General features: G+C 66.9%; 23 protein-coding genes. 9 read left to right on the top strand and 14 right to left on the bottom strand.

Annotation, left to right across the window (positions count from 1 at the left end; translation table 11 throughout):
- Positions 1-6: 6 nt before the first annotated feature.
- The 4 genes from BIZ42_RS13300 to BIZ42_RS13285 form a co-directional block, all read right to left on the bottom strand.
- The gene (locus BIZ42_RS13300) at positions 7-1,035 is read right to left on the bottom strand and encodes an SPOR domain-containing protein (RefSeq protein WP_070426704.1); all 1,029 of its coding nucleotides are present in this window, start codon (positions 1,033-1,035) and stop codon (positions 7-9) included.
- 98 nt (positions 1,036-1,133) lie between these two features.
- Positions 1,134-2,411 carry a bifunctional tetrahydrofolate synthase/dihydrofolate synthase gene (gene folC, locus BIZ42_RS13295; protein WP_070426703.1) on the bottom strand — a complete coding sequence of 426 codons (1,278 nt, stop codon included), beginning with the start codon at positions 2,409-2,411 and terminating at the stop codon, positions 1,134-1,136.
- A 51-nt stretch (positions 2,412-2,462) separates the two neighbouring features.
- Positions 2,463-3,107: a histidine phosphatase family protein gene (locus tag BIZ42_RS13290; RefSeq protein WP_019185829.1), complete on the bottom strand. Its 645-nt coding sequence runs from the start codon at positions 3,105-3,107 to the stop codon at positions 2,463-2,465.
- 276 nt (positions 3,108-3,383) lie between these two features.
- A complete protein-coding gene (locus tag BIZ42_RS13285; protein ID WP_070426702.1) occupies positions 3,384-5,546 on the bottom strand; it encodes a S46 family peptidase in 2,163 nt (720 codons plus the stop codon).
- A 257-nt stretch (positions 5,547-5,803) separates the two neighbouring features.
- Between BIZ42_RS13285 and tdh the strand changes: the two genes are divergently transcribed.
- Positions 5,804-6,826 (top strand): L-threonine 3-dehydrogenase, encoded by a 1,023-nt coding sequence (gene tdh, locus BIZ42_RS13280; RefSeq protein ID WP_026070190.1) that lies wholly within the window; start codon positions 5,804-5,806, stop codon positions 6,824-6,826.
- 187 nt (positions 6,827-7,013) lie between these two features.
- Here tdh and BIZ42_RS13275 read toward each other — a convergent pair whose 3' ends face one another.
- Positions 7,014-7,715, bottom strand: coding sequence for a TorF family putative porin (locus tag BIZ42_RS13275; protein WP_070426701.1), 702 nt, complete (start codon positions 7,713-7,715; stop codon positions 7,014-7,016).
- A 193-nt stretch (positions 7,716-7,908) separates the two neighbouring features.
- On the opposite strand from BIZ42_RS13275, the gene kbl reads away from it, so the two are divergent.
- Positions 7,909-9,120 (top strand): glycine C-acetyltransferase, encoded by a 1,212-nt coding sequence (gene kbl, locus BIZ42_RS13270; RefSeq protein ID WP_070426700.1) that lies wholly within the window; start codon positions 7,909-7,911, stop codon positions 9,118-9,120.
- A gap of 247 nt (positions 9,121-9,367) precedes the next feature.
- Here kbl and BIZ42_RS13265 read toward each other — a convergent pair whose 3' ends face one another.
- From BIZ42_RS13265 to BIZ42_RS13250, 4 genes are all read right to left on the bottom strand, one after another.
- The gene (locus tag BIZ42_RS13265; RefSeq protein ID WP_046272395.1) at positions 9,368-9,712 is read right to left on the bottom strand and encodes a hypothetical protein; all 345 of its coding nucleotides are present in this window, start codon (positions 9,710-9,712) and stop codon (positions 9,368-9,370) included.
- 91 nt (positions 9,713-9,803) lie between these two features.
- A complete protein-coding gene (locus BIZ42_RS13260) occupies positions 9,804-10,655 on the bottom strand; it encodes a pseudouridine synthase (protein WP_070426699.1) in 852 nt (283 codons plus the stop codon).
- A 19-nt stretch (positions 10,656-10,674) separates the two neighbouring features.
- Positions 10,675-11,184: a hypothetical protein gene (locus BIZ42_RS13255; protein ID WP_046272397.1), complete on the bottom strand. Its 510-nt coding sequence runs from the start codon at positions 11,182-11,184 to the stop codon at positions 10,675-10,677.
- Positions 11,185-11,375: 191 nt separating this feature from the next.
- The gene (locus tag BIZ42_RS13250) at positions 11,376-12,467 is read right to left on the bottom strand and encodes an OmpA family protein (RefSeq protein ID WP_019185837.1); all 1,092 of its coding nucleotides are present in this window, start codon (positions 12,465-12,467) and stop codon (positions 11,376-11,378) included.
- Between the two features lie 373 nt (positions 12,468-12,840).
- Here BIZ42_RS13250 and BIZ42_RS13245 point away from each other — a divergent pair, with 373 nt between their 5' ends.
- From BIZ42_RS13245 to BIZ42_RS13225, 5 genes are all read left to right on the top strand, one after another.
- Complete coding sequence (locus tag BIZ42_RS13245; RefSeq protein ID WP_070426698.1) at positions 12,841-13,866, top strand: zinc-binding alcohol dehydrogenase family protein; 1,026 nt, start codon at positions 12,841-12,843, stop codon at positions 13,864-13,866.
- A gap of 98 nt (positions 13,867-13,964) precedes the next feature.
- Positions 13,965-14,576 carry a membrane protein gene (locus tag BIZ42_RS13240; RefSeq protein WP_019185840.1) on the top strand — a complete coding sequence of 204 codons (612 nt, stop codon included), beginning with the start codon at positions 13,965-13,967 and terminating at the stop codon, positions 14,574-14,576.
- A 105-nt stretch (positions 14,577-14,681) separates the two neighbouring features.
- Entirely contained in the window at positions 14,682-16,715 is a 2,034-nt protein-coding gene (locus BIZ42_RS13235) for an NADPH-dependent 2,4-dienoyl-CoA reductase (RefSeq protein ID WP_070426697.1), read from the top strand.
- Between the two features lie 315 nt (positions 16,716-17,030).
- Complete coding sequence (locus BIZ42_RS13230) at positions 17,031-17,489, top strand: cell wall hydrolase (RefSeq protein ID WP_019185842.1); 459 nt, start codon at positions 17,031-17,033, stop codon at positions 17,487-17,489.
- An 89-nt stretch (positions 17,490-17,578) separates the two neighbouring features.
- The gene (locus BIZ42_RS13225; RefSeq protein WP_070426696.1) at positions 17,579-18,190 is read left to right on the top strand and encodes a glutathione S-transferase N-terminal domain-containing protein; all 612 of its coding nucleotides are present in this window, start codon (positions 17,579-17,581) and stop codon (positions 18,188-18,190) included.
- A gap of 80 nt (positions 18,191-18,270) precedes the next feature.
- Here BIZ42_RS13225 and BIZ42_RS13220 read toward each other — a convergent pair whose 3' ends face one another.
- From BIZ42_RS13220 to BIZ42_RS13200, 5 genes are all read right to left on the bottom strand, one after another.
- Positions 18,271-19,332: a suppressor of fused domain protein gene (locus BIZ42_RS13220; protein ID WP_070426695.1), complete on the bottom strand. Its 1,062-nt coding sequence runs from the start codon at positions 19,330-19,332 to the stop codon at positions 18,271-18,273.
- Positions 19,333-19,404: 72 nt separating this feature from the next.
- Positions 19,405-19,899, bottom strand: a complete 495-nt coding sequence (locus tag BIZ42_RS13215) for a hypothetical protein (protein ID WP_070427538.1) — start codon at positions 19,897-19,899, stop codon at positions 19,405-19,407.
- A gap of 303 nt (positions 19,900-20,202) precedes the next feature.
- The gene (gene prpE / locus BIZ42_RS13210; protein ID WP_070426694.1) at positions 20,203-22,080 is read right to left on the bottom strand and encodes a propionate--CoA ligase; all 1,878 of its coding nucleotides are present in this window, start codon (positions 22,078-22,080) and stop codon (positions 20,203-20,205) included.
- A gap of 349 nt (positions 22,081-22,429) precedes the next feature.
- The gene (locus BIZ42_RS13205) at positions 22,430-23,416 is read right to left on the bottom strand and encodes a malate dehydrogenase (protein WP_019186175.1); all 987 of its coding nucleotides are present in this window, start codon (positions 23,414-23,416) and stop codon (positions 22,430-22,432) included.
- A 63-nt stretch (positions 23,417-23,479) separates the two neighbouring features.
- A complete protein-coding gene (locus BIZ42_RS13200; RefSeq protein ID WP_019186174.1) occupies positions 23,480-23,974 on the bottom strand; it encodes a peptidylprolyl isomerase in 495 nt (164 codons plus the stop codon).
- Positions 23,975-24,314: 340 nt separating this feature from the next.
- Here BIZ42_RS13200 and typA point away from each other — a divergent pair, with 340 nt between their 5' ends.
- Positions 24,315-26,162, top strand: coding sequence for a translational GTPase TypA (gene typA / locus BIZ42_RS13195; protein ID WP_070426693.1), 1,848 nt, complete (start codon positions 24,315-24,317; stop codon positions 26,160-26,162).
- A gap of 12 nt (positions 26,163-26,174) precedes the next feature.
- Positions 26,175-26,660: a DUF2127 domain-containing protein gene (locus BIZ42_RS13190; RefSeq protein ID WP_019186172.1), complete on the top strand. Its 486-nt coding sequence runs from the start codon at positions 26,175-26,177 to the stop codon at positions 26,658-26,660.
- The last annotated feature ends 41 nt before the right edge of the window (positions 26,661-26,701 follow it).

The raw sequence follows: 26,701 nt of genomic DNA, 5'->3' as shown, positions 1-26,701 counted from the left end.
CAGGCATCAGGGATGCGGGCGGACCATGCCGGCCACGCCGACCTTGGCGGCGACCTGGGCCTTGAGGTTCTCGGCATCGGCGCGGTTGGCGACCGGCCCGACGCGGACCCGGTTGAGGGTGCCCTTGTCGGTACGGACCTGCTCCACGAAGGCGCTGAAGCCGGCGGCGCGGACTTTGTCGCGCAGCGCGTTGGCTTCGGTGGCCTGGCCAAAGGCACCCAGCTGCACGGCGAAGCCGACGCTGCTGGCCGCCGGGGCCACCGGGGCAGCAGGCGCCGCAGCGGTAGCTTCGGGCTTGGGTGCCGGTGCCGGCTTGGGTTCGGGCTTGGGCGCGGCCGGCTTCGGTTCCGGCTTGGCGGCCGCGACCGGTTCGGCCGGCAGGGATTCGGTTTTCACCGTGTTGCCCGATGGCGCGGCGGCGGCGCTGGAGGCCGGCGGTGCAGCCGAGGGAATCGGTGCGGTGGCGGCCGGGGTCGCGGCAACCGCGGTGTCGGCGCGCGCATCGAGGGTGATCACCTCGGCCTTGACGTCGTTGCGCACCTTCACCGCCTGCAGGCGGCCCGCTTCGGCCAGCGCACGATCGGCGTAGGGGCCGACACGCACGCGCCAGGCCTGGCGGCCGTTGATGGTGGCCGGCTCGCGGAAGCCCGCCAGCTGGGCACTCTTCAGCGAGGCGATGACGCGGTCGGCATCGGCTTCGCTGGCGTAGGCGCCAAAGCTCACGGCGTAGTTGCCGGCGGCCACGGCCGGCGAGGTATCGGCCGGGGCCGGATCGGCGGCGACGGCAGCGCTGTCGGCCAGCGGCTGGGTGGTCGATGCCCCGCTCTGCAGGCCGGTGGCGCCACCGGTGGGGGCGACCAGCGGCAGCTCGCGGGTTTCGAACTGGCCATCCGATGGCGCGGCCGGTGCGCTGATCGGCACGTTGGCGACACCACTGTCAGGTGCGGGACCCTTGACCAGCATGGGCAGGAAAATCACGGCCAACGCCACCAGGACGATGGCACCAATCAGTCGCTGTTTCAGAGGAGTATCCACGTGAAGGCAGGCAGGCGGCGCGGCGGAATGCCACGGCGATTATACGGGTGCGCGCGTGTGCGGCGGCTGATGCGGCTGAACGGCACCGCAAAGCGCCCTCAGGCGCCGGGGTCGAGCGTCTGCAGCGCCTGTGCGGCGGTATGGAAGGAGCCGAACACCAGCACGCGGTCGCCGGCGTTGGCCTGCGTCACGGCATGCTGCAGGGCCTCCACGACGGTCGCGTGCGGCGTTGCGGCGGCCGCAGCCGTACCCGCCAGGCGTGCCTGCAGTTCCGCGGCACTCTGCGCACGCGCGCCCTCCAGGCCGGCCAGATGCCACTGCTGGACCTGATCGGCCAAGGCATCCACGACACCGGCAGCATCCTTGTCCTGCAGGGCAGCGAACACGGCGATGGTGCTGCCGGTGACGGGACTGGCCTTCAGCGCCGCCGCCAGCTCACGGGCAGCCTGCGGGTTGTGGCCGACATCGACCAGCACCTCCACACCATCACGATCGAAGGATTGCAGGCGGCCACGGATGCGCGCGGCCGCCACGCCCTCGATGAAGGCGGTGCGCGGCAGCGGGCGATCCAGGGCACGCAGCGCGGCAATCGCGGTGGCGGCATTGGCGCGCTGGATCGGACCACGCAGGGCCGGGTGCGGCAGTTCAAGCCGGAAGCCGACATCACGCCAGCGCCAGCGTTCGCCATCGATGGCCTCGGCGAAGAAGTCGCTGCCGCCGCGGATGGCATTGGCCCCGAGCAGGTAGGCACGCGCGAGCACGCTCGAGGGCGGATCGATTTCGCCCAGGATGACCGGCTTCCAGCCCCGGATGATGCCGGCCTTCTCGGTGCCGATCGCTTCGCGGTCCTCGCCCAGCCAATCGCTGTGATCGATGTCCACGGTGGTGATCACCGCCACGTCGCCATCGACGATGTTCACCGCATCCAGGCGCCCGCCGAGGCCGACTTCAAGCACGGCCAGATCCAGCCCGGCCTGTGCGAACAGATGCAGCGCGGCCAGGGTGCCGTACTCGAAATAGGTGAGCGTGGTATCGCCGCGCGCGTCTTCGATGGCGTTGAAGGCGGCCATCAGTTCGTCATCGCTGGCGTCCTGCCCATCGATGCGCACACGCTCGTTGTAGCGCAGCAGGTGCGGCGAGGTGTACGCGCCGACCTTCCAGCCGGCCGCACGGGCGATCGCCTCGATGAAGGCAACCGTGGAGCCCTTGCCGTTGGTGCCCCCGACCACGATGCTGCGCTCGGCCGGTGCGCCCAGCCCCATCGCCTGCGCCACGGTACGCACCCGGTCCAGCCCCATGTCGATGGTGGCGGGGTGCTGCTGCTCGATGTAGCCGAGCCAGTCGGAGAGGGTCTGCGGGCGGGCGGTGGAGGTCATGGTCGTTGGATCGAAATCGTTGGGGCGGACGGCAGGATGGGACGCAGTGCGTTACAGCGCGCGGTGCTTGGCTTCGCCGAAGAACGGCGTGTGGTGGGCACAATCGTTGAGGCGGACCACTTCCAGCTGGTCCAGGTCGGGCCCTTCGAGCAGGTTGAGGGTGGTCGGTGCCTGGCGGAAGGTCCACAGCCGCGAGATCGGCAGGCCGAGGATGCGGCACAGGATCACGCGGTTGACGGCGTCGTGGGCGACCACCAGCAGGGTGTCATGCTCGCCGAGGCCTTCGGCGGCACGGGCCAGGCCGCGCCAGCTGCGCTCTAGCACCAGGCGCAGCGATTCGCCGCCGGGCATCAGCACGGTATCCGGCTCTTCGCGCCAGGCGCGCAGGCGGGAGGGATCCTTCTCGTGGATTTCGCTGGCCAGCAGGCCTTCCCATTCGCCGTGGGCGATTTCCTGCAGGTCCGGCTCGGTCAGCAGCATCGGGGCACGCTCGGCGCCGAGGGCGAGCTGGGCGGTCAGCTGGGCACGCACGAGCGGTGAGGCGACGGCGCGGGTGATGTCGACCGAGTTGAGGCGTTCCCCCAAGGCCTTGGCCTGGGCTTCGCCGATCGGCGACAACGGGATATCGATCTGGCCTTGGTAGCGGCCTTCGGCATTCCACGGCGTTTCGCCGTGACGGGCAAGCAGGATGCGCATGCGGACAAGGGGTCCTTGGGGGAGGAGGTTGCGGCGTTTCGTTCACATCCTGTGAAACCACACCGAACAGGGATCATACCCGGTCGCGGCGGTGAAGCTGTGCGGCGCTTTGCGCTTCGTTGCTTGCGGGCATGCTGGCTTGCTGGCCTCCCTTGCCCGGCCCAGGCCGGCGCGCCCCCACGGGGGAAAACAAGGCGCCGCGGGCTTGACTGTACGTCGCACATAAAAAAAACCCCGCAGATTTCGCTGCGGGGTCATCGAAACCGACGTGTCGGCTTACTTGCTGAGGTTCAGTTCCTTCAGCAGCTGCGGCGCCGGCGCCACTTCCTGCATGATCCACTGCATGTAACGGCTGTCCACGGCAATCATGCGGGTCATCACCGGATCGAACACCCAGTTCGAGCTCACCGATTCCCAGTTGCCGTCGAAGGCCAGGCCGACCAGCTTGCCGTTGGCATCGAGCACCGGCGAACCGGAGTTGCCACCGGTGATGTCCAGGTTGGACAGGAAGTTCACCGGCACCGAGCCGATGCGCTTGTCTTCCAGCCCGCCATAGCGCTTGGCCTTGACCGCTTCCAGCAGCGCCTTGGGCGAATCGAACGGGTCTTCGCCGGTTTCCTTCGCCGCCACGCCTTCCAGGGTGGTGAACGGGGTGTAGTTCACGCCGTCCTTGCCGTAGCCCATGACGTTGCCGAAGGTGATGCGCAGCGACAGGTTGGCGTCCGGATAGACGAACTCGCCCTTGCTCTTCTTGTAGTCGGCCACGGCCTGCAGGTACAGCGGGCGCGATACCAGCGACTCGCCTTCGCGGGTCTTCTTCTGCTCTTCCTGCTGCAGCAGCGCCGGCATCACCGCCACCGCGTACTGGATCGCCGGGTCGGTGCTGGCTTCGAAGGCAGCGCGGTCGGCCTTGAACCACTTCAGGCGCTCATCCAGGCTGCCCAGCTTGGTGCCCGAGAGCTTGCCGACCAGGCCATCCACGGCGGCCTTGTCGCTGCCGGCCAGCCACTGGTTGAGCACCTCGTTGCTGCGCTGCGCGGCCGGCAGGGCCACGTACTGGCTCAGCCAGTAGGTCTGCAGCTGCTGGTCCATGCGCGGCACGTAACGGCGGTCCATCTGCTTCAGGCCGCCTTCGATCGAGGGCAGGTCACGTTCCTGGTAGCCGACCTCACGCTCGGCATCGGCCTTGCTGCGTTCAATCGACAGGCGGTACAGGGTGATCGCCGAGCCCACTGCGGAGGTGCTGTTGAACTGGCTGACGAACAGGTCGCGCTCACGCGTGGCCTTGCTGGTGTCCAGGTGCTGGATCAGCTGCGCATGTGCGGCCAGGGCCGGCTTGCCGGCGGCACCGCGCTTCTTCAGCCAGGCCAGCACGGCGGCTTCTTCGGCCTGCTTCTGGCCGGCCGCGTCGATGCGCTTGAAGCCTTCCAACTGGCCCGCGTAGTTCTTGGCCACGTTGTTCATGCTGGCCGCGGTGGCGGCGTACTTCACCTTGACGTCCGGGTCGGCCTTGCCGGCCTCGTCGATCATCTTCAGCACCGCGTTGTAGTGGCGCGCGATGGTCGGGTAGGTCCAGCTGGCGGTTTCATTGAACTCGCCGGCCAGGGCGTAGCGGTTGGTGCGCCCCGGGTAGCCGGCCACCATCACGAAGTCGTCGGCGCCCAGCGGCTGGTCGGCGAACTTCAGGAAGTGCTTGGGCTGGTAAGGCACGTTGTCGGCCGAGAAGGCGGCCGGCTTGCCGTCCTTGCCCACGTAGGCGCGGTAGAACGAGAAATCGCCGGTGTGGCGCGGCCACATCCAGTTGTCGATGTCGCCGCCGAACTTGCCGACGCTGCCCGGGGGCGCGTAGACCAGGCGCACGTCCTTGATTTCCATATTGCGGAACAGGCGGTAGGTGTTGCCGCCGGAGAAGCTGTACAGGCGGCAGCGGAAGCCGGCATCGGCTTCACAGGCGGCGGTCTGGGCCTTGTCGAAGGCCTCCAGCGCGCGGGTGCGGGCCAGCGGGTTCTTGCCGGCGGCGGCGATGGCGGCCTTGGCCTGGTCGGTGACGTCGGTGATCTGGTCCAGCACGAACACGCGGGCGTTCGGGCCGGCGCTCAGTTCGTCCTTCAGGGTCGGGGCGTTGAAGCCGTCCTTGATCAGGTTCTTCTCGGCCGTCGAATTCAGCTGGATCGCACCGTAGGCGCAGTGGTGGTTGGTGACCACCAGGCCCTGCGGGGAGACGAAGCTGGCGGTGCAGCCGCCCAATGCCACGACCGCGCCCATCGGGTCGCCGGTCAGGTTGGAGATCTGCTCCGGGGACAGCTTCAGGCCGGCCTGCTTGAGCGGGCCGGCGATTTCCGGCAGCTGCTGCGGCACCCACATGCCTTCAGCGGCATGGGCGACCTGGACCAGCCCAAGGCTGGCGACGACGGAGAAGGCAAGCAGGTTCGAGCGCATTGAGCAGCCCCTGGTGAAAGAACCGCCGAGTGTAGCCCAGCCCCCTGCCCCGGCCCGATCCCCGGAAGTCATGGGCTGGGCCATGCCGCCGTCCGCCGGGCATGGCCCGGCGAGCGCAGCGGCGCCGTTCGAAACGCCCATGCACCCCCGCCTTTCGTTCCGCCAGCGCACCCGCAGCGCAACATGGGAATTCCGCGCAGCCCTTTATAATCCGCGTTTTCCCCCAGATGAGTTCCACCCCGATGGCGCAGCAAACAATGAAGGCCCTGGTCAAACGCGAAGCCGCCAAGGGCATCTGGCTGGAAGAGGTTCCGGTCCCCACCCCCGGCCCGAACCAGGTCCTGATCAAGCTGGAAAAGACCGCCATCTGCGGCACCGACCTGCACATCTACCTGTGGGACGAGTGGAGCCAGCGCACGATCAAGCCGGGCCTGACCATCGGCCACGAGTTCGTCGGCCGCATCGCCGAGATCGGCCCGGGCGTGACCGGTTATGAAATCGGCCAGCGCGTCTCGGCCGAAGGCCACATCGTCTGCGGCCATTGCCGCAACTGCCGCGGCGGCCGCCAGCACCTGTGCCCGAACACCGTGGGCATCGGCGTCAACGTCAACGGCGCCTTCGCCGAATACATGGTGATGCCGGCCAGCAACCTGTGGCCGATCCCGGACCAGATCCCGTCCGAGCTGGCCGCCTTCTTCGATCCGTACGGCAACGCCGCGCACTGCGCGCTGGAGTTCAACGTGATCGGCGAGGACGTGCTGATCACCGGCGCCGGCCCGATCGGCATCATCGCCGCGGGCATCTGCAAGCACATCGGCGCGCGCAACGTGGTGGTCACCGACGTCAACGATTTCCGCCTGAAGCTGGCCGCCGACATGGGCGCCACCCGCGTGGTCAACGTATCCAACACCTCGCTCAAGGACGTGATGAAGGAGCTGCACATGGAGGGCTTCGACGTGGGCCTGGAAATGAGCGGCAACCCGCGCGCGTTCAACGACATGCTCGACTGCATGTACCACGGCGGCAAGATCGCCATGCTCGGCATCATGCCCAAGGGCGCGGGCTGCGACTGGGACAAGATCATCTTCAAGGGCCTGACCGTGCAGGGCATCTACGGCCGCAAGATGTACGAGACCTGGTACAAGATGACCCAGCTGGTGCTGTCCGGCTTCCCGCTGGGCAAGGTGATGACCCACCAGCTGCCGATCGATGAGTTCCAGAAGGGCTTCGACCTGATGGAACAGGGCAAGGCCGGCAAGGTGGTGTTGAGCTGGAATTGATCACCTGCGCCTTCGGCACAGATGATCAATGGTCCAATCCACCGTATTCCCGCGCCGTTGGCGCGCCCCCTTGAACAGGAAGGGGGCGGCGCTCCAGCAGGGGTTATGGTGTGAGACCCACAGAGAAAAGGCGCCCATCCGGGCGCCTTTTCTGGTTCGCGAGGTGGTCGGCGGTGTCGGGCGCCGGTTACTGCCCGATGCCGACCGTGAACACCACGCGGCTGTCGGCCAGCTTGCCGGAGTTGTCGCGGCCGTTGCCGTCGGTGCCGTAGTAGCCCAGGCCGAGATTGAACAGGCCGAACTGGCGGCTGACGCCGACGTTCCAGTCGGTGTAATCCTTGGAGATGCCTTCTTCGAAGGTGCTGCGGCCGACGTTGGCGCTCAGCGTGAAGTCCTGCGGCAGCGCCCACTCGCCACCCACGGCGTAGTACCACGCATCGGTGCCCGAATTGAACACGTCGTTGGTGTAGGTCACGGTCAGGCTGTACTGCTTGGCGAAGGTGGTCTTGGTGATGAACTCGTTGTACGCCAGTTCGCTGGAGCCCGGGTAGGTGTAGCGGTTCAGCAGCAGGTCCAGGTTGACGGTGTCGGACACGTCGAAGGCGTAGCCGATCAGGTAGTCGACCTCGGCGTCCGGGCCGCCATCGCCAAAGTCCACGCCCGAGCCCCAGACACCGGCGTACAGGCCGACCGGCGAGGTATAGGTGAAACCGGCCTGGATCGTCGGATCTTCATCGGTCTGGGAGACACCGCGGAACACGTAGTCCGATACGCCCGTCACGTTCCAGCTGAAGGGAGAGGCGGCCTCGTCCTGGGCACTGGCGGCAAACGGGGCAAGCAGGGCGGCGCAGAGCACAACGGCGGCGGTACAGCGCGTGGCGTGGTTCATGCGGGGTCTCTCCAGACGTGGGGGTGGGCGGAACGGTGCGGTTTACAGTTTTTTAACCTGATTGATATTGCGATGCAACAATCACGTCTGCAACGGTTCCCCGCCGGCCCCGGCGCGATCGACCGGACATGCAACCCGGCGGCCGCCTGCGACAGGTAAAATCCCGGGTTTCCCGTGCCGAAGACTGCCTGCCATGACCGACGCCACCACCGCCTCGCTGACCCAGCACTACGTTGAAGAACTCGAGGCGATCCGCGCCCAGGGCCTGTTCAAGTCCGAACGCATCATCACCAGCCCGCAGTCGGCCGAGATCACCCTCGACGACGGCCGCACCGTGCTCAACTTCTGCGCCAACAACTACCTGGGCCTGGCCGACCATCCGGACCTGATCCAGGCGGCCAAGGACGCGCTGGATACCCACGGCTTCGGCATGGCCTCGGTGCGCTTCATCTGCGGTACCCAGGACCTGCACAAGCAGCTGGAAAAGCAGATCGCCGGGTTCTTCGGCAAGCAGGACACCATCCTGTACGCGGCCTGCTTCGATGCCAACGGGGGCCTGTTCGAGCCGCTGCTGGGCGAGCACGATGCGATCATTTCCGATTCGCTCAACCACGCCTCGATCATCGACGGCGTGCGCCTGTGCAAGGCCAAGCGCTTCCGCTACGCCAACTGCGACATGGCCGATCTGGAAGCCCAGCTGCAGGCCGCCGATGCGGCCGGCTGCAGGACCAAGCTGATCACCACCGACGGCGTGTTCTCGATGGACGGCTTCATCGCCCCGCTGGATGAGATCACCGCACTGGCGAAGAAGTACAACGCGCTGGTGCACATCGACGAATGCCATGCCACCGGCTTCCTCGGCGCGACCGGCCGCGGCTCGGCCGAGGTCAAGGGCGTGCTGGAGAAGATCGACATCATCACCGGCACCCTGGGCAAGGCCATGGGCGGCGCACTGGGCGGTTTCACCTGCGCCAGCGCCGAAGTGATCGAGCTGCTGCGCCAGCGCTCGCGCCCGTACCTGTTCTCCAACTCGCTGCCGCCGCACGTGGTCGCCGCCGGCATCAAGGCCTTTGAAATGCTGGCCGCCGCCGACGACCTGCGCAGCACGCTGGCCGAGAACACCGCCTACTTCCGCGAGAAGATGACGGCTGCCGGCTTCGACGTGAAGCCGGGCGTGCACCCGATCAGCCCGGTGATGCTGTACGACGCGCCGCTCGCGCAGAAGTTTGCCGAGCGCCTGCTGGAAGAAGGCATTTACGCGATCGGCTTCTTCTTCCCGGTGGTGCCCAAGGGCCAGGCCCGCATCCGCACCCAGATCAGCGCCGCGCACACGCGTGCGCACCTGGACCGCGCCATCGATGCGTTCACCCGCATCGGCGTCGAGCTGGGCGTGATCAAGGGCTGAGGGCCGCAGCCGACCACCGGTCGGCACGGCCGTAGCACCCGCGCATTGCGGAGGTAGAGCCGACCGTTGGTCGGCTGCCTCTCGTCGCAGGTCATGAACCTCCGGCATGGGGGCACGCTTTGCGTGCTCCAGCCGACCAACGGTCGGCTCTACCGCTGGGGGGTGTGGACATCGGATGCGGGGGCTCGCCTTGCGTGCCCAGCCGACCAACGGTCGGCTCTACCGTTGGGGTGACGCGCGCGGCGGGTTACTTCTTCTTTTTCTTCTGGTCCTTGGCCTCTTCCTTGCTGGCCACCACCACCGGTGCCGCGACCGGGCCATCCTGGCCGTTGCCCTTGGCCACACGGATACCGTTGGCCTTCATCCACGCATCGAACTCGTCGGCGCTCATGCGCTTGTCGCCATCGCTCATCAGGAAGCGGTAGCTGCCGCGGCCATCGAGCTCGGGAATCTTGATCTCCACCACCTTGTCGGTCACCGGCGGATCCTGCTTGGCGATCTGTTTGTGGCCGCCGCAGGCGGTCAGCAGCGCGGCCGGCAACAGCAGGCAGGCGCCACGGAACAGGGAACGGTTGAGGGTACTGACGTGCATGGTCTTACTCCCGGTGTTGAACGGAACGTCCCTTCGAAGGCCATCCATTGCCCGGGTCGACTGGCCTGCCACCTGCCGGCAGGCCACAAGGTCACGGTGTCGCCGCGGCGCTGTCGGCCACGGCATGAAGCAGATCCAGATCGTGTTGGCTGAGCTCGCGCCAGGCGCCTTTGCCCAGCTCGCCCAACGGCAGCTGGCCGATCGCCACGCGTACCAAGCGCAGCACGGTGATGTCCAAGGCGGCCAGCAACCGGCGGATATGCCGGTTGCGGCCCTCCTCCAGCACGATTTCCAGCCAGGCGGTCTTGTCTCCGCTGCGCAGCAGCGTGGCGCGGCGCGCGCGCAGCCATTCGCCTTCGTCCTCGATGCCGGCGCACAACGCCTGCAGCTGCGCGGCGTCGGGGATGGCATCGATCTGGACGTGATAGGTCTTGTCCGGACCGGTGGCCGGATCGGTCAGGCGCGCGGCCCACTGCGGATCATTGCTGAAGAGCAGCAGGCCTTCGCTGGCCTTGTCCAGGCGCCCGACCGGCGCAATCCACGGCAGCCCGGCATCGTCGAAGCAGCGGTAGACGGTGTCGCGGCCGCGCTCGTCCTGCGCGGTGGTGACCAGGCCGCGCGGCTTGTTCAACAGCAGGTACACGCGCTTGGGGGCGTCCAGCGGCTGACCATCCACGCGCACCTGGTGGCGGCCGTCGATGATCGGAAATTCGGGGTTGTTGATGACACGGCCATCGACCGTGACCCGGCCCTCGGCGATCCAGCGCGCCGCTTCCGTGCGCGAGCACAGCCCGGCTTTGGACAGTACCCGCGCCAGGCCATGGCGCGGTGCGGTCGGGGTGGCGCTGGAGGCGGTGCTGCGGCTGCCTGTTGCGGGGCTCGCACGCCGCTCGGGGCGGCGTGGTCGGGACGCGTTCGCGGCGGGTGGCCGGCGTGTCGTCATCGTGCTCCGCTCAGGCGGCTTACTTCTTGTCCGCCGGCTTGGTCTCAGCCGGGGCTTCGGTGGCGGCGGCCGGGACGGCAGCCGGTACCGGGCGCGCCTTGACCACGCGCACACCGCGCGCCTTCATCCAGGCGTCGAACTCTTCGGCGGTCATGCGCTTGCCGTTCTGGCTCATGTCAAAGCGCCACGGCGTGTTGTCGAACTCGGTCTGCGGCTTGTAGGCGGCCGGATCGTTCGGGTTGATCACCGGTGCGCTGGGGATCGCCTTGGCGATGTTCTGGCAGCCGTCGATGCGCAGGCGCTGCAGCACGCGGTCCAGCGACTGTTCCTGGTCGAAGTTGGAGGTCAGCACGCCGGCAGGCATGCCCAGCTGCACGTTGCGGATGTACAGCTCTTCGGCCACCGGTGCGATCGCGGTGGCCGGCAGCGGCAGCGGTGATGCGCTGACAGGTGCCGAACAGTCCACGGCAGCGTGGGCGGTGGGAACCAGGGCCAGGCCAAGCGCGGCGGCCAGTGCAAAACGCTGCATGGGATGCATCCAGGAAGGGGTCGACGCGGCGAGTTTAACAGCGCCACAACGTCTTTCAAGCGCCACCTTCAATGAATACGGCAACTTGTTGGATTTATTGTTGATTTCTCTGTTTCTGGCCGACCAGAGGCAAAAAAAAACAGGGCCCGGCAATGCCGGGCCCTGCTGATGAGACTGTACTGCCAGAAGGATTAGTTCTGGACGTTCAGCTCGGTACGACGGTTCTTGGCGCGACCTTCCGGGTTATCCGAACCATCCGGGTTGGTGTTCGGCGCAATCGGGCGGCTCTCGCCGTAACCGATCGGACCGACCAGACGCGAAGCGTCAACGCCGTTCTGGGTCAGGTAGTTGTACACCGAGGTGGCACGACGCTCGGACAGCTTCTGGTTGTAAGCGTCGGTACCCTTGGAATCGGTGTGACCGGCCACTTCAACGCGCAGATCCGGGTAACGCTTCAGGATTTCCGAAGCTTCGCTCAGGATCGCAACCGCGTCCGGACGCAGGTTCGACTTGTCGAAGTCGAAGTTCACGCCCTTCAGATCGATCGACACCGGGACCGGGCAACCGTCCGGACCGATGGTCTGGCCAGGCTGCGAGTTCGGGCACTTGTCGTCGCAGTTGTTGACGCCGTCACCGTCGTCATCCAGGTCGGCGCAGCTCGGGGCAACCGGAGCCGGAGCCGGCACGGCAGCAACCGGGGCCGGGCCCAGCGGGATCACGACGCCGACCGAAGCCAGCACGTCGCCGAACCAGTCTTCGCTCGGAGCAGCAACGCTCTGGTCGTCGAAGTCAGCGCGGTAGGCCACTTCGGCACGCACGGCGACGCGCTTTTCGAAGGTGGTCTGCAGACCGACGCCGAGCTTGGCGGCGAAGTTGCCGTCCTTGCGCTCACGCGGACCGTTGGTGTTCAGCGCTGCGTACTCTTCTTCCGACTTCTGGTAGCCCAGGCCGAACAGCAGGTACGGGTTCCAGCCGCGGCCTTCCTGGATGAAGTGGCGACGCAGGTCGAGCGAGGCGCCGTACTGGCTCCAGTTCAGATCCTGGTTGGCATCGAAGTTCGGGTTCTGGTAGTTCAGCTCGCCGTCCAGCGACCAGTTGGGGCTGATGAACTTACCGAGGCCCAGGGTAACGAACGGAGCGTCGTTGGTCAGACGGTCGCTATCCTGGAAGTTGAAGCCGGCCGAACCGGTCAGGTACCAGCGGTCGTCAAAATCCTGCGCCGATGCAGCCTGGGCGAAAGCCAGACCGCCCAGCAGCGCGGCAGTGAGGATCTTCTTGTTCATTGAGTACAGCTCCTATTTCGGGGGTATGAAACCGGTAGAGGCATGGGCCAGCACTACTGCGTCGTTTTCAGACTGCCGATTCAGCACGCCACCGCCGCGAACATTATGCTCAGGCGAGTGAAGGTGATGTTAACAGTCACGTAACATGTGAAGACGACCGCCAGACCTCTACCGGGTCCAGCTGGTGGCACCCTATACAGGTTGATGAAATTCCGCAAGACCCAGCAATGACAAGGGTTTTGCCTAATTCAGGCGACGTCGCGACACATTTTTCACGTTAGGGTTCAAATCGCGATGGCGCCTTGATTCAGCGCAAAAACAGGGACGGCCTGATCCGTATGATGGGGAGGATTCCCCCGTTTCCGGAGCCGACATGAAAGCCGTGGGATTGACCCAGTATCTGCCGATTGAAGACCCCGCCGCGCTGCAGGACGTGAATGTGGCGCCCCCCGGCGCGCCAGAGGGGCGCGACCTGCTGGTGCGGGTACACGCTGTTTCCGTCAATCCCGTGGATACCAAACAGCGCGCACCGCGCGCGCAGCACGAAAACCCACCGCGGATCCTGGGCTACGACGCGGCCGGTGTCGTGGAAGCCGTCGGCCCGGAAGTCAGCGCTTTCGCGCCCGGCGATGAGGTGTATTACGCAGGCGATGTCACCCGCCCCGGTTGCAATGCGCAGTACCAGTGGGTGGATGAGCGCCTGGTCGGGCGCAAACCCACCACGCTGGATTTCGCCGAAGCCGCGGCGTTGCCATTGACCACGCTGACCGCCTGGGAGCTGCTGTTCCAGCGCATGCCGCTGCAGTTCGAAGATCGCCGCCATCGCGGCCAGCATCTGTTGATCATCGGCGGTGCCGGCGGCGTCGGTTCGGTGGCGATCCAGCTCGCGCGCCATGCAGGCTTCACCGTGATCGCCACCGCGTCGCGCGAGCAGAGCCGTGCGTGGTGCGTGCAGATGGGCGCCGACCACGTGATCGATCATCGCCAGCCATTGGCGGCGCAGCTGCAGGCGCTGGGCATCACGCAGGTGCAGGTCGCGCTGAACCTGGCCGACACCGACCACTACTGGGACGCGCTGGGCGAACTGCTGGCCCCGCAGGGGCATGTGGGGCTGATCGTCGAACCCCGTGGACCCCTGCGGATCGGCGATCCCTACAAAGCCAAGTGCATTGGCATCCATTGGGAATTCATGTTCGCGCGCTCGCGCTTCCAGACCGCCGACATGATCGAGCAGCACTGCATCCTGGGCCGCGCCGCCAGCCTGATCGACGCCGGTGAGCTGCGCACCACCGCGCACACGCACCTGGGTACGATCAATGCGGCGAACCTGCGCGAGGCGCACCGGCGGCTGGAAGGCGGCGGGGTGATCGGCAAGCTGGTGCTGTCGGGCTGGGCGTAACCGGCGCGGCAACGTGTCAGCGCACATTCGCGGTCATCTGTATCTGTCGGCGCGGCCCGGCGCCGCCTACAGTCAGTGGCCCTTCCGGTGACATCGCCATGCCCACTTCCCTGCCCCTGCGCCTGCTGCAACTCCTGCTTGGTCTGTTCCTGTATGGCTTCGGCGCGGCGGTGATGATCCGCGCCGCGATCGGCGTGGCGCCCTGGGATGTGCTTTCGCAGGGCATCGCGCTGCAGACACCGCTCTCCTTCGGCGTGGCCACCAATGTGATCGGCGCGCTGGTGCTGCTGCTGTGGTGGCCGATCCGGCAGAAGCCGGGCCTGGGCACCGTGCTCAACGTGCTGCTGATAGGCCCCAGCGCGCAGTTCGGGCTGTGGCTGCTGCCGGAGGTGCACGGCCTGGCCTGGCAGATCCCCATGTTCCTGTGTGGCCTGCTGCTGGTCGCGCTGGCCACCGGCCTGTACATCGGCGCGCGCTTCGGCCCGGGCCCGCGCGATGGCCTGATGACCGGCCTGCACGCCCGCACCGGCTGGCCGATCTGGATCGTGCGCAGCGCGATCGAAGGCACCGTGCTGCTGATCGGCTGGTGGCTGGGCGGCAATGTCGGTGTCGGTACCCTCGCCTTCGCCCTGCTGATCGGCCCGCTGTGCGGCATCACCCTGCCGCTGTTCGGCATCCGCAAGCCCGCCCCGGCAACCGTCACTCCATAACGGGCCTCCGCACCGACCGGCGGTCGGTACGTGGCAGGACACATGCGCTTGCTCTTCAGGGGCTTTCGCGGCACCCTGCGGGCTTCCGTACGCAAGCGTATCCACATGTCGCCAGCCGCTGAATCCGCCGCCTATCCGCATCTGTTCGCCCCGCTCGACCTGGGTTTCACCCAGCTGCGCAACCGGGTCCTGATGGGGTCCATGCACACCGGTCTGGAAGACCGCGCGCGCGATTTCCCGCGCCTGGCGGCGTATTTCGCCGAGCGGGCGGCCGGCGGCGTCGGCTTGATCGTCACCGGCGGCTTCGCGCCCAACGTGGTCGGCTGGCTCAAGCCGTTCGGCGGCAAGCTCTCCTGGCCGTGGGAGGTGCGACCGCATCGCCAGGTCACCCGGGCCGTGCACGACAACGGCAGCAGGATCTGCCTGCAGCTGCTGCATGCCGGCCGCTACGCCTACCACCCCCTGTCGGTGGCGCCTTCCAGGCTCAAGGCCCCGATCAATCCCTTCACCCCGCGGGCGCTGTCCGCGCGTGGCGTGGACCGGCACATCGCCGATTACGCGCGCAGCGCGCGGCTGGCCCGCGAGGCCGGCTACGACGGCGTCGAGGTGATGGGCTCGGAAGGCTATCTGATCAACGAATTCATCGCGCCACGCACGAACCAGCGCAACGACCGCTGGGGCGGCGACGCGGCGCAGCGCATGCGCTTTGCGGTGGAAATCGTGCGCCGCATCCGCGAGGCCTGCGGGCCGGACTTCATCATCATCTACCGGCTCTCGCTGGTGGACCTGGTGCCCGACGGCAGCAACTGGGCCGAGATCGTGCAGCAGGCCCAGGCCATCGAGGCGGTGGGCGCGACCCTGATCAACTCCGGCATCGGCTGGCACGAGGCGCGCATCCCCACCATCGCCACCTCGGTGCCGCGCGGCGCCTTTGCCGGGGTCACCGCCAAGCTCAAGCCGCATGTGCGCGTGCCGGTGATCGCCACCAACCGCATCAACATGCCCGACGTGGCCGAGCGCATCCTCGCCGCGGGCGGTGCCGACATGGTTTCGCTGGCGCGGCCGCTGCTGGCCGACCCGCAGTGGGCCAACAAGTCGCGCGCCGGCCGGCCGGAGGCGATCAACACCTGCATCGCCTGCAACCAGGCCTGCCTGGACCACGTGTTCGAGAACAAGACCGCCAGCTGCCTGGTCAACCCGCGCGCCGTGCACGAGACCGAGCTGGTCTACCGCCCCACCACCGCGCCGCGCCGGATTGCCGTGGTCGGTGCCGGCCCGGCCGGGCTGGCCTGCGCGACCGTGGCTGCCGAGCGCGGCCACGCGGTCACGCTGTTCGATGCCGGCAGCGAGATCGGCGGGCAGTTCAACGTCGCCAAGCGCATCCCGGGCAAGGAAGAATTCCACGAGACGCTGCGCTACTTCCGCCACAAACTGGACGAGACCGGTGTCGATGTGAAGCTGGACACCGTGGCCGACGTGGCCGCGCTGGCCAACTTCGACGAGGTGGTCATCGCCACCGGCATCACCCCGCGCCGGGTCGATTTCCCCGGCGCCGACCATCCCAAGGTGGTCACCTACCTGGACGTGCTGCTCGGCCGGGTCCGGGTGGGCGAGCAGGTCGCGATCATCGGCGCCGGCGGGATCGGCTTCGATGTCGGCGAGTTCCTAGTCCACGAGGGCCCCTCCTCGGCGCTGGACCCGGCACGCTGGATGGCCGAATGGGGCGTGGACCCCAGCTTCGAGGGCCGTGGCGCGCTGGCCAGGCCGGCGCCGGAGCCCCCCGCGCGCAAGGTGTGGCTGCTGCAGCGCAGCCCGGGCAAGCCCGGCGCCCGCCTGGGCAAGACCACCGGCTGGATCCACCGGGCCACGCTCAAGGCCAAGGGCGTGAGCATGCTCGGCGGCGTGGAGTACCTGGGCGTGGACGACAGCGGCCTGCGTATCCGCGTGGAGGGCGAAGAACAGCTGCTGCCGGTGAGCCATGTGGTGGTCTGCGCCGGGCAGGAACCGCGCCGTGATCTGCACGCCGCGCTGCAGGCCGCCGGCATCACCGCGCAGTTGATCGGCGGTGCCGATGTCGCCGCCGAACTCGATGCCAAGCGCGCGATCAATCAGGGCAGCCGGGTCGCCGCTGCACTCTGAGCCGGGATTGGATCAGGGTCTGATGCCGGTCCAAGCGGACCTGAATACGGGGCTGAACCGCCGATTCAGCCCCACCTCCCAACCTGAATGTCAAGCTTTCGGGTTCAGGATGTATTGGGAAATCCCCCCCTATCGTGCGCCAACTTTCCCGCTCACCACCCAGTTCGAGTGAGCGCGCGGACCCCTCGTCTTGTTCGGGTCCGCCCCCGGGCGGCCCCGATGGCCGCCTCCCCATGACGCCAAGTCGTATCCCACGCCCCGTCCGCACGATCGGATGGAACAGCCAGGTGCGGCCCACACGGAGCAAGGAGATTTATGAAACTGGCCTGGATTCTCTGGCTGTCACAGTTGTTGCCGCAGCCTGCCGCCGATTCGTTGTGCCTGAGCACGACCGTCTACCTCGAAGCGCGTGACCAGACCCTGCGCGGCCAGCAAGCCGTCGCGGAAGTGGCCCTGCGCCGGCTGGACAGCGGCCTCTGGGGCGACTCGATGTGCCAGGTGGTGACCGCGCGCAAGCAGTTCGCCCCGACCATCGTCGCGCCCGGCACCCAGCTCGGCAACGCCGATGCCTGGCAGGAAGCGATGACCGTGGCCTTCGATGCCGAGCGCAACTGGGCCCTGCCCGCCGGTGAGCGCAAGGAGATCGTGCCCGGCGCGAGCCACTTCGCCGCCATGGCGATCGCCAACCCGAGCTGGCGCAACGCCTACCAGGTGGCCACCATCGGCGACCACACCTTCTACCGCGTGCAGAAACTCAAGCCGCGCGCGTCGTAACGATCTGTTACGGCCATACCGTTGAGGATGAAGGGCCAGCTCTGGAATAGTGGGCGGCTCACCTTCCACCGATCCGCAACGGAGTTCCCATGAAGCTGTACAGCAAGCCCGGAGCCTGCTCCACCGCCGACCACATCGCCCTGCAGTGGACCGGCCAGCCGTTCGAGGTGGAACTGCTCGACAAGGACACCCTGAAGGCACCGCCGTTCCTGGCCCTCAATCCGGCCGGTTCGGTCCCGGTGGTGGTCGATGGCGATTTCGTGCTGACCCAGAACGCAGCGATCATGGGCTATATCGCCGATACCCACCCGCAGGCCGGCCTGACCGGTGATGGCAGCCCCAAGCAGCGCGCCGAAGCCACCCGCTGGCTGTCCTTCGTCAACTCCGACCTGCACCCGGCGTTCAAGCCGCTGTTCGCGCCGGGCGCCTTCATCGAAGACGACACCCAGTACGACGCGCTCCGCGCCGCCGCCCGCAAGCGGCTGCGTGGCCTGTTCGAGCGCGCCGATGCGCAGCTGGCCGATCGCCCCTGGCTGGCCGGGTTCCGCAGCTTCGCCGACCCCTACTTCTACATCACCCTGCGCTGGGCCGCGGGCGCGAAGATCGACCTGAGCGGCCTGGACAACCTCGCCGCCTTCAAGCAGCGCATGGAGGCTGATACCGGCGTGCAGGCGGTGCTGAAGGCCGAGGGCCTCCTGTAGGGCCACCCCATGGGTGGCTGCAGCCGGTCCGGCCAGAACAGACGCGTCCGGCCGGACAAGGAGCCACGCATGGCGTGGCTCTACCCGATCGTACGTACCACAGTGCCCTCGGCATCGCGCAGTTCGCTCGGCTCCACCACCACCTGCAGCGCCGGCCAGCCCGGGATCGCATAGGTCCCGCGGCGTGGCATGACCGTGGCAACCAGCGCCTGCACCGTGGCCGGGGCCAACTGGCAGTCCAGCGCATCGGCGTCGATCACCAGCGCATTGACCGCCGCTGGCGACAGCGTGATCTGCCGGTCATTGCCGACCAGCGTCAACGGCTGCCCGAACAGCAACCGCGCTGGCAGCAGCGCGAGCAGCGATTCCACCTGGCGCGCGCCCAGCGTCAGGGTCAACTGCTGCCCAGCGCCCTCGCCCTGCACCGACCAGGCCAGCTTTTCCAGGAACAGATAGGCCGTCTGCGAGCCCTCGCGTGCCGCCCCCTCTGCCACGGCGGCAGCCAGTGCCGGGTCGCCCAGCAGCGAGCCACGCGCGATATCGGTGATCCACAGCGGCATCCTGGGCAGCAGCGTCTCGAGCACGCCGGTGGTCGACCAGCGCTTCACCGCCTCCATCTCGTCATCGGTCAGCCCGATCACCTGCAGGAACTCCAGCGAACCGTTGGGCGTCTCGCGCGGGGGCAGCTGCGGGTCGCGCATGAAGGCGACGTGCCGCAGCAGCGTATCGGTATCGGCGGCGATCGGCCCGCCCGCGTTGAGGTAGTGGCCCTGCTGGAACACCTTGCCGTTGGCGAACACGTAGCGCGCCAGGTTCTGCAGGAAGTTCATCGCCCACGCGGGTGGTTCGCTGCCCGCTGCGGCGGCCACCCGGAAGCTCAGCTCGAACCCGTAGCCACTGGTGGCCGGATCATCGCTCTCTTTTTCATACAGTTCGGAGAAGCCGTAGCTGACGAAGTGCCAGTGCGGCAGCGGCGCATCGTTCCAGTACGCGCTGATGCCGTCCAACGGGTCCTCACCGCCCAGCAGCGAGCGCAGCACGGGACCGTAATGCTGTGGCGCCTGCACGGGATACACCGCCTTCAACGCGGCATCGATGGCCTCCCAGCCAGGCGCGCCGTCGTCCTCGATCTCGTCCACCATCACCGCTCTCCAGCCACAGAATCAGCGCGCATTCTAAACACCGCGCTGGCTGACTGCCGTGGAGGCCTCGGCTCAGGCGACCACGGGATCGGCCTGCACCAGCGCGCGCGTTTCGTCGAGCCAACGGTTGGCCAACGCCGGGCTTTTCGCCTTGCTGATCGCGGCGGCCATGTCCGGCCACAGCTTCTCGAGGCTGCCGGCATCGGTACAGCGCTCCACTTTCAACTGCATGAAACAGCCCTTCAGACCGAGATGCCTGCGCACCGATTCGCTCATCCAGTCGTACAGTCGCTTGTACAGGTCCGGATCCTGCTCGCGCCCGGCGGTCAGGGCCGCAGCGACGACCGGCGCGACACTGCCGCCGACGATCTCGATCAGGCCCTGCGCGGACAACTGCGCGAGCGCGTCCTCCGGTGCACGCAGGCCGGGCAACAGAGCGGTCAGCGCGGTGTCATCGCGCTGACCATCCACCATCAGCAGAATGGAGCGCAGCGACGGCGGCAGGCGCCGTGCACGGTCCTCGATTTCCTGACGGCCAGCGGCCGTCTTGGCATGGATATACGCCATGTGTTCCCCCTCACGTGGTGCATCACCGCACGTGGCACCGGCCATTGGCCGATGCGTACGCGCCCCTTGCGATCTTCCAGGCCGATGCGCATCACGGGCCGCGCGTGGCGCGCCGTGTCCCCAGCGCGCGGCGTCGGGCCGGTGAGGCCTGCAACGATCGCCTGCGCAGCTTACCGGAGCGCTCCGCTTGCCGGTAATGCGCTGCAGCATGGTCCTGGGCGGTGGCACGGCAGGCGTTGAAGGCCCGCCCTCGGGGGAAGGCGGGCCGTGGGGACGCGTGGGGCACGCCAGGACGACGGCCGGTCAGTTGCCCAGCGCGCGCCGGATCTCGTCCAGGGCCGCCGGGTCGTCCAGGGTCGACAGATCGCCCGGGTCACGTTCCTCGGCCAGTGCCTGCAGCGAGCGCCGCAGCAGCTTGCCCGAGCGCGTCTTGGGCAGCGCGTTGACGATATGGATGTGCGCCGGCCGTGCGACCGCGCCCAGCGTGCCGCTCACCCGCTGCATCATCTCGGCCACCACGGCACTGCCGTCGCCTTGAAGGGCCTGCTTGAGGGTGACGAACACCAGCGGTACCTGGCCCTTGAGTTCGTCCTTGACCCCGATCACGGCAGCCTCGGCCACCAGCGGATGCCCGGCGATGCACTCTTCGATCTCACGCGTGCCCAGGCGATGGCCGGCCACGTTGATGACGTCGTCGGTGCGGCCAAGGATGAAGGTGTAGCCATCCTCGTCCTGGATCGCCCAGTCGAGCGAGCTGTAGAGCAGTTCCTTGAAGTGGCTGAAGTAGCTCTGGATGAAGCGCGCGTCGTCCTTCCACACGGTGGTCATGCAGCCCGGCGGCAGCGGCGGGATCATCACCAGCACGCCCTTCTGCCCCGGCGCGACGGTGTCACCGGTGTTCTCGTCGATGACCTTCATGCGGTAGCCGAGATTCGGGAAACCAGGCGAACCGAAGCGGACCGGCTTCATGTCCACGCCCGGCAGCAGGGTCAACGCGGGCCAGCCGGTTTCGGTCTGCCAGTAGTTGTCGATGATCGGCTTGCCGAGTGCGTCGTTGATCCAGTGCGCGGTGGGTTCATCGAGCGGTTCACCGGCAAGGAAGACGTACTTCAGCGAGGCCAGATCGTGGCGGCGGATGAAGTCGGCATCGTGCTTCTTGAGCACGCGGATCGCCGTGGGCGAGGAGAACAGCGTGCGCACGCCGTACTGTTCGCACAGCGCCCACCAGATGCCCGGATCGGGACTGGTCGGCAGCCCTTCGTACAGCAGCGAGGTGCAACCGCCGATCAGCGGGCCGTACACGTTGTAGGAGTGCCCGACCGCCCAGCCCACATCCGAGGTGGAGAACATCACCTGGCCGGGTTTGCAATCGAACACGGTCTCCATCGACTGCGCCATTGCCACCGCGTAGCCGCCGACGTCGCGCTGCACGCCCTTGGGCTTGCCCGTGGTGCCGGAGGTATACAGCAGATAGCTGGGCTCGCTGGATTCCAGCCACACCACCGGCACATCCTGGTCGCCCACCTCGGCGCGCAACGTGGCGTAGTCCACGTCGCGGCCGGGCACCTTCGGCTCGGCCGGGTCCAGCCCGCGCGAGACGATCAGCACGTGCGGCGGCGGCGAAGCGGCTTCGGCGCAGGCGGCATCGACCATCGCCTTGTAGGGAATCACTTTGCCACCGCGCTTGCCGGCATCGGCGGCGATCAGCAGCTTGGGTTCGGCGTCGTCGATGCGCAGTGCCAGGTTGTGCGCGGCGAAACCACCGAACACCACCGAGTGGATGGCACCGATGCGCGCGCAGGCCAGCATCGCGAAGACCGCCTCGGCCATGTTCGGCATGTAGATCACCACGCGATCGCCGCGCTGCACGTCCAGCCGCAGCAGCACGGCGGCGAAGGCATTTACTTCGCGGTGCAGCTCGCGGTAGGTGATCTCGCGGGTGACGCCGGTTTCACTGGAGACCGCGACCAGCGCGAGCTGGTCGGGGCGATCGACCAGATGGCGGTCCACCGCGTTGTAGCAGAGGTTGGTTTCCCCGCCCACGAACCAGCGCCGGAACGGCGGGTTGCTGTAATCGAGGATCTGCTGCGGCGGCGTGTGCCAGTAGATGCGCTGGGCCTCTTCGCCCCAGAACGCCTCGGGTTCATCGACCGAACGTCGATAGACATCTTCGTAACGCATGACAGCCCTCCCAGACAAAGTCATGGGATCGAGCATAGTCCGATGGTGAACCGCGAGCCGTCCGACCTTGGTCGTAGGGCCGATCGGTGGGTCGGGCGCTGGGCCCCCATACCCTTGTAGGCGAAATAAAGGAGGAGGGGGCGGCCGCAGGCCGACGCCGGGGGACATTCGCCGGAAAGGGTATGGGGGCCCAGCGCCCGACCCACCGACCGCCGCGCAGGAAAAAGACTCAGCACGCGCCTCTACCTGCACCGCCGATGGGCGAAGAACCAAAAAAAAACGCCGGGCAATGCCCGGCGTTTCTTCCCTCAGGCACCGACCAACGGCCAGCACCTGTCGCGGCGTGCGATCAGCCCAGCAGGTGGGCGACGCCGGCGCGCTCTTCTTCCAGCTCGGCCAGGGTCTTGTCGATGTACTTCTGGCTGAAGTCGTCGACCGGCAGATCCTTGACCAGGGTGTACTCGCCGTTCTCGGTGGTGACCGCGAAGCCGAAGATCACGCCTTCCGGAATGCCGTAGGAGCCGTCGGACGGCACGCCCATGGTGACCCACTTGCCGTTGCTGCCCAGCACCCAGTCACGGATGTGGTCGACGGCGGCATTGGCGGCCGAGGCCGCCGAGGACGAACCACGCGCTTCGATGATCGCCGCGCCGCGCTTGCCCACGGTCGGGATGAAGGTCGATGCGTTCCATTCCTGGTCGTTGATCGCCTCGGCGATGGAAGCACCATCGGCGGTGGCGAAACGGTAGTCCGGGTACATGGTCGGGCTGTGGTTGCCCCACACGATCAGCTTTTCCATGCCACCGACCGGCTTGCCGAGCTTGGTCGACAGCTGGCTCAGCGCGCGGTTGTGGTCCAGGCGCAGCATGGCGGTGAAGTTGCGCGGGTTCAGATCCGGTGCCGACTTCATGGCGATGTAGGCATTGGTGTTGGCCGGGTTGCCGACCACCAGCACCTTGACGTCACGCTTGGCGACCTTGTTCAGCGCTGCGCCCTGGGCGGTGAAGATCTTCGCGTTTTCCAGCAGCAGATCCTTGCGCTCCATGCCCGGGCCGCGCGGACGCGCGCCGACCAGCAGGGCGATATCGGCATCCTTGAAGGCCACTTCGGCGTCGTCGGTACCGACCATGCCGGCCAGCAGCGGGAAGGCGCAGTCTTCCAGTTCCATCATCACGCCGCGCAGGGCGGCCTGGGCCTTGTCGACCGGCAGCTCGAGCAGCTGCAGGATGACCGGCTGGTCCTTGCCCAGCATGTCGCCGGAGGCGATGCGGAACAGCAGGGCGTAGCCGATCTGGCCGGCGGCGCCGGTCACGGCAACACGAACAGGTGCTTTCATGGGGATTTCCTCTGCTAAGAATCGTAAAAACGGCCCCCTTCACAGGGGGCCGTCGGGATCGGATCAGGCGCTGGGGATCAGCTTGTTCCACTCCGCCACGCGCTCGGCCTGGGCGGCCAGCACGGCGTCGGTGTCGCCTTCCAGGGTGATCGAATGGATCACATCGCCCTGCTTGACCGAGTCCACGATGGCCTGGCCGTCCAGGACCTGGCCGAACACGGTGTGCTTGCCGTCCAGCCAATCGGTCTTGATGTGGGTGATGAAGAACTGGCTGCCGTTGGTGTTCGGGCCGGCATTGGCCATCGACAGCGAACCGACCTGATGCTTCACGCCATTCTTTTCATCTTCGAACTTGTAGCCCGGGCCGCCGGTGCCACGACCCTGCGGGCAGCCGCCCTGGATCATGAAGTCGGGGATGACGCGGTGGAAGATCAGGCCGTCATAGAAGCCGTGCTTGACCAGGTTCACGAAGTTGGCGACCGTCAGCGGGGCCTTGTCGGCGAACAGCTCGACCTTGATCGGGCCCTGGGTGGTGTCGAAAGTGGCGATGAGGGACATGCAAATCCTTGGGGTACGGGGGTTTGTCGTTAGCCCCATAGGATACACCGCGCCCCCTGACCAACGGGCGCCTGTTGGACAAACGCGTCGCCACGCGCCAAGGGACCTCCGGGCCGGCACGGATACGCTTTGCTGAATGCCTCAGGGGCGGCGGCCGTGCCGGCCGTTGGCCAGCAGCCAGGCAAAACCTGCCGGGGTTCATGGGGTCGCCGGCCAGCGGCCGGCGCTACCTGAATGCCCGTCCGGCAAGGCTTGCGAGGCACTTTTCGCGATTGGTCATCTTGGCCGTATAATGTTGGACTTCTTTTTCCAAATCCGGCGCCGACTGGCCCCCTTTCGCATGTCTATCGAAAATCTTCGCAACATCGCCATCGTCGCCCACGTCGACCACGGTAAGACCACCCTCGTCGACCAGCTGCTCAAGCAGTCCGGCACCCTCTCCGAGCGCACCGTGCTCGCCGAGCGCGTGATGGACAGCAATGACCAGGAAAAGGAACGCGGCATCACCATCCTGGCCAAGAACACGGCCATCACCTGGGAAGACAAGAAGACCGGCATCAAGAACCGGATCAACATCGTCGACACCCCGGGACACGCCGACTTCGGCGGCGAAGTGGAGCGCGTGCTGTCGATGGTCGACACCGTGCTGATCCTCGTCGATGCGATGGACGGCCCGATGCCGCAGACCCGCTTCGTGACCCAGAAGGCCTTCGCGATGGGCTTCAAGCCGATCGTCGTGGTCAACAAGGTCGACCGTCCGGGCTCGCGTCCGGATTGGGTGATCGACCAGGTCTTCGACCTGTTCGACAAGCTCGGCGCCACCAATGAGCAGCTGGACTTCCCGATCGTCTACGCCTCGGCCCTGAACGGCTACGCCGGCCTGGAAGACACCGTGCGCGACGGCGACATGACCCCGCTGTACGAAGCGATCATGCAGCACGCGCCGAAGCCGGAAGTGGACCCGGAAGGTCCCTTCCAGATGCGCATCAGCCAGCTGGACTACAACAACTTCGTGGGCGTGATCGGCATCGGTCGCGTGCAGCGCGGCACCCTGAAGAAGAACATGCAGGTCGCGGTCATCGATCGCGAAGGCAAGAAGCGCAACGGCAAGGTCGCGCAGGTGCTGGGCTTCCTGGGCCTGGAGCGCATCGAGCAGGATACCGCCGAGGCCGGTGACATCATCGCCATCTCGGGCATCCCGGAGCTGACCATCTCCGACACCCTGTGCCACCCGGATACCCCGGAAGCGCTGCCGGCACTGACCGTCGATGAGCCGACGATCTCGATGACCTTCCAGGTCAACAACTCGCCGTTCGCCGGCAACAAGGACCTGTCCGGTGGCAAGTTCCTGACCAGCCGCCAGATCAAGGACCGCCTGGACCGCGAACAGGTCCACAACGTGGCCCTGAAGGTGGAACAGCTGGAAGACGCCGACAAGTTCCTGGTCTCCGGCCGTGGCGAACTGCACCTGTCGGTGCTGATCGAGAACATGCGTCGTGAAGGCTACGAGCTGGCCGTGTCGCGCCCGGAAGTGATCATCAAGCAGATCGACGGCCAGGCCATGGAGCCGATCGAGCAGCTGGTGGTGGACATCGAAGAGCAGCACCAGGGCGGCGTGATGGAAAAGCTGGGCACCCGCAAGGGCCAGCTGAAGAACATGGAGCCGGACGGCAAGGGCCGCGTGCGCCTGGAATACCAGATCCCGGCCCGTGGCCTGATCGGTTTCCAGAACGAATTCAAGACCCTGACCCAGGGTTCGGGCCTGCTGTTCCACGTGTTCGACCATTACGGTCCGAAGGAACAGGGCGCCATCGCCAAGCGCCAGAACGGCGTGATGATCGCCAACGCTCCGGGTGCCACCCCGGCGTACTCCCTGGGGCCGCTGCAGGAACGCGGCAAGCTGTTCGCTGCTGAAGGCGACAACGTGTATGAAGGCCAGCTGGTCGGCATCCACTCCAAGGACAACGACCTGACCGTCAACGCCATCAAGACCAAGCCGCTGACCAACATGCGCGCTTCGGGCAAGGACGATGCGATCCAGCTGACCCCGGCGATCAAGTACTCGCTGGAGCAGGCCCTGGACTTCATCGAAGACGACGAGCTGGTCGAGATCACCCCGAAGGAAATCCGCCTGCGCAAGAAGGGCCTGACCGAAAGCGACCGCAAGAAGGCATCGCGCGGCGGCTGATAGGACCCTGTCGTGACCGACAAGCCCTACAACCCGGATCCTCACAAGCATCCGGGGCTTCACCTGATCGCCTTGCTGGAAGCCAGCAAGGCGGTCTTGGCGCTGTTGGCTGCGACCGGGCTGGAAATGCTCGGCCCGCAGCCCCTGCGCGATGCGGTCAATGCCCTGATCCGCCGGTTCAGCCTGGACCCGGATCACGGCACCCTGCCCTCGTTGCTCAACATGATCAGCCCCGATGCCGTGCATCTGGCGGCTGCTGCGATGGTCGCCTATGGCGTCCTGCACCTTTTCGAGGCCTGGGGCCTCTGGCGCGCCAAAGCCTGGGCCTCCTGGCTGGGCTGCGTCACCGCCGGCATCTACCTGCCGTTCGATATCTACGCCATTCTCCGTCACCCGGGCTGGGCCTCGTGGTCGGTGCTGGTGATCAATCTGATCGTGGTCGGCGTGCTCGCCCGCGATATCCGCAAACGCCATGGCAAGGCCGCCAACGCGGCTTGAGTTGCCAAGCGCCGTCCGTGCTGGTTAGCCTGTCGGCCGGT

This window comes from Stenotrophomonas sp. LM091 (assembly GCF_001806305.1).
Lineage (GTDB): Bacteria > Pseudomonadota > Gammaproteobacteria > Xanthomonadales > Xanthomonadaceae > Stenotrophomonas > Stenotrophomonas bentonitica_A.
The sequence above is the reverse complement of the archived record's forward strand: the minus strand, read 5'-3'. Positions and strand labels throughout refer to the sequence as shown.

Bases quoted from the DNA above. Each gene is read 5' to 3' on its own strand.
- BIZ42_RS13255 (WP_046272397.1), bottom strand. From the start codon at position 11,184: ATGCAGCGTTTTGCACTGGCCGCCGCGCTTGGCCTGGCCCTGGTTCCC.
- BIZ42_RS13260 (WP_070426699.1), bottom strand. From the start codon at position 10,655: ATGACGACACGCCGGCCACCCGCCGCGAACGCGTCCCGACCACGCCGC.
- BIZ42_RS13265 (WP_046272395.1), bottom strand. From the start codon at position 9,712: ATGCACGTCAGTACCCTCAACCGTTCCCTGTTCCGTGGCGCCTGCCTG.
- typA (WP_070426693.1), top strand. From the start codon at position 24,315: ATGTCTATCGAAAATCTTCGCAACATCGCCATCGTCGCCCACGTCGAC.
- BIZ42_RS13245 (WP_070426698.1), top strand. From the start codon at position 12,841: ATGAAAGCCGTGGGATTGACCCAGTATCTGCCGATTGAAGACCCCGCC.
- BIZ42_RS13215 (WP_070427538.1), bottom strand. From the start codon at position 19,899: ATGGCGTATATCCATGCCAAGACGGCCGCTGGCCGTCAGGAAATCGAG.
- BIZ42_RS13235 (WP_070426697.1), top strand. From the start codon at position 14,682: ATGTCGCCAGCCGCTGAATCCGCCGCCTATCCGCATCTGTTCGCCCCG.
- BIZ42_RS13220 (WP_070426695.1), bottom strand. From the start codon at position 19,332: ATGGTGGACGAGATCGAGGACGACGGCGCGCCTGGCTGGGAGGCCATC.
- kbl (WP_070426700.1), top strand. From the start codon at position 7,909: ATGACCGACGCCACCACCGCCTCGCTGACCCAGCACTACGTTGAAGAA.
- folC (WP_070426703.1), bottom strand. From the start codon at position 2,411: ATGACCTCCACCGCCCGCCCGCAGACCCTCTCCGACTGGCTCGGCTAC.
- BIZ42_RS13200 (WP_019186174.1), bottom strand. From the start codon at position 23,974: ATGTCCCTCATCGCCACTTTCGACACCACCCAGGGCCCGATCAAGGTC.
- BIZ42_RS13275 (WP_070426701.1), bottom strand. From the start codon at position 7,715: ATGAACCACGCCACGCGCTGTACCGCCGCCGTTGTGCTCTGCGCCGCC.
- BIZ42_RS13225 (WP_070426696.1), top strand. From the start codon at position 17,579: ATGAAGCTGTACAGCAAGCCCGGAGCCTGCTCCACCGCCGACCACATC.
- BIZ42_RS13290 (WP_019185829.1), bottom strand. From the start codon at position 3,107: ATGCGCATCCTGCTTGCCCGTCACGGCGAAACGCCGTGGAATGCCGAA.
- tdh (WP_026070190.1), top strand. From the start codon at position 5,804: ATGAAGGCCCTGGTCAAACGCGAAGCCGCCAAGGGCATCTGGCTGGAA.
- BIZ42_RS13205 (WP_019186175.1), bottom strand. From the start codon at position 23,416: ATGAAAGCACCTGTTCGTGTTGCCGTGACCGGCGCCGCCGGCCAGATC.
- BIZ42_RS13230 (WP_019185842.1), top strand. From the start codon at position 17,031: ATGAAACTGGCCTGGATTCTCTGGCTGTCACAGTTGTTGCCGCAGCCT.
- BIZ42_RS13285 (WP_070426702.1), bottom strand. From the start codon at position 5,546: ATGCGCTCGAACCTGCTTGCCTTCTCCGTCGTCGCCAGCCTTGGGCTG.
- BIZ42_RS13250 (WP_019185837.1), bottom strand. From the start codon at position 12,467: ATGAACAAGAAGATCCTCACTGCCGCGCTGCTGGGCGGTCTGGCTTTC.
- BIZ42_RS13240 (WP_019185840.1), top strand. From the start codon at position 13,965: ATGCCCACTTCCCTGCCCCTGCGCCTGCTGCAACTCCTGCTTGGTCTG.
- prpE (WP_070426694.1), bottom strand. From the start codon at position 22,080: ATGCGTTACGAAGATGTCTATCGACGTTCGGTCGATGAACCCGAGGCG.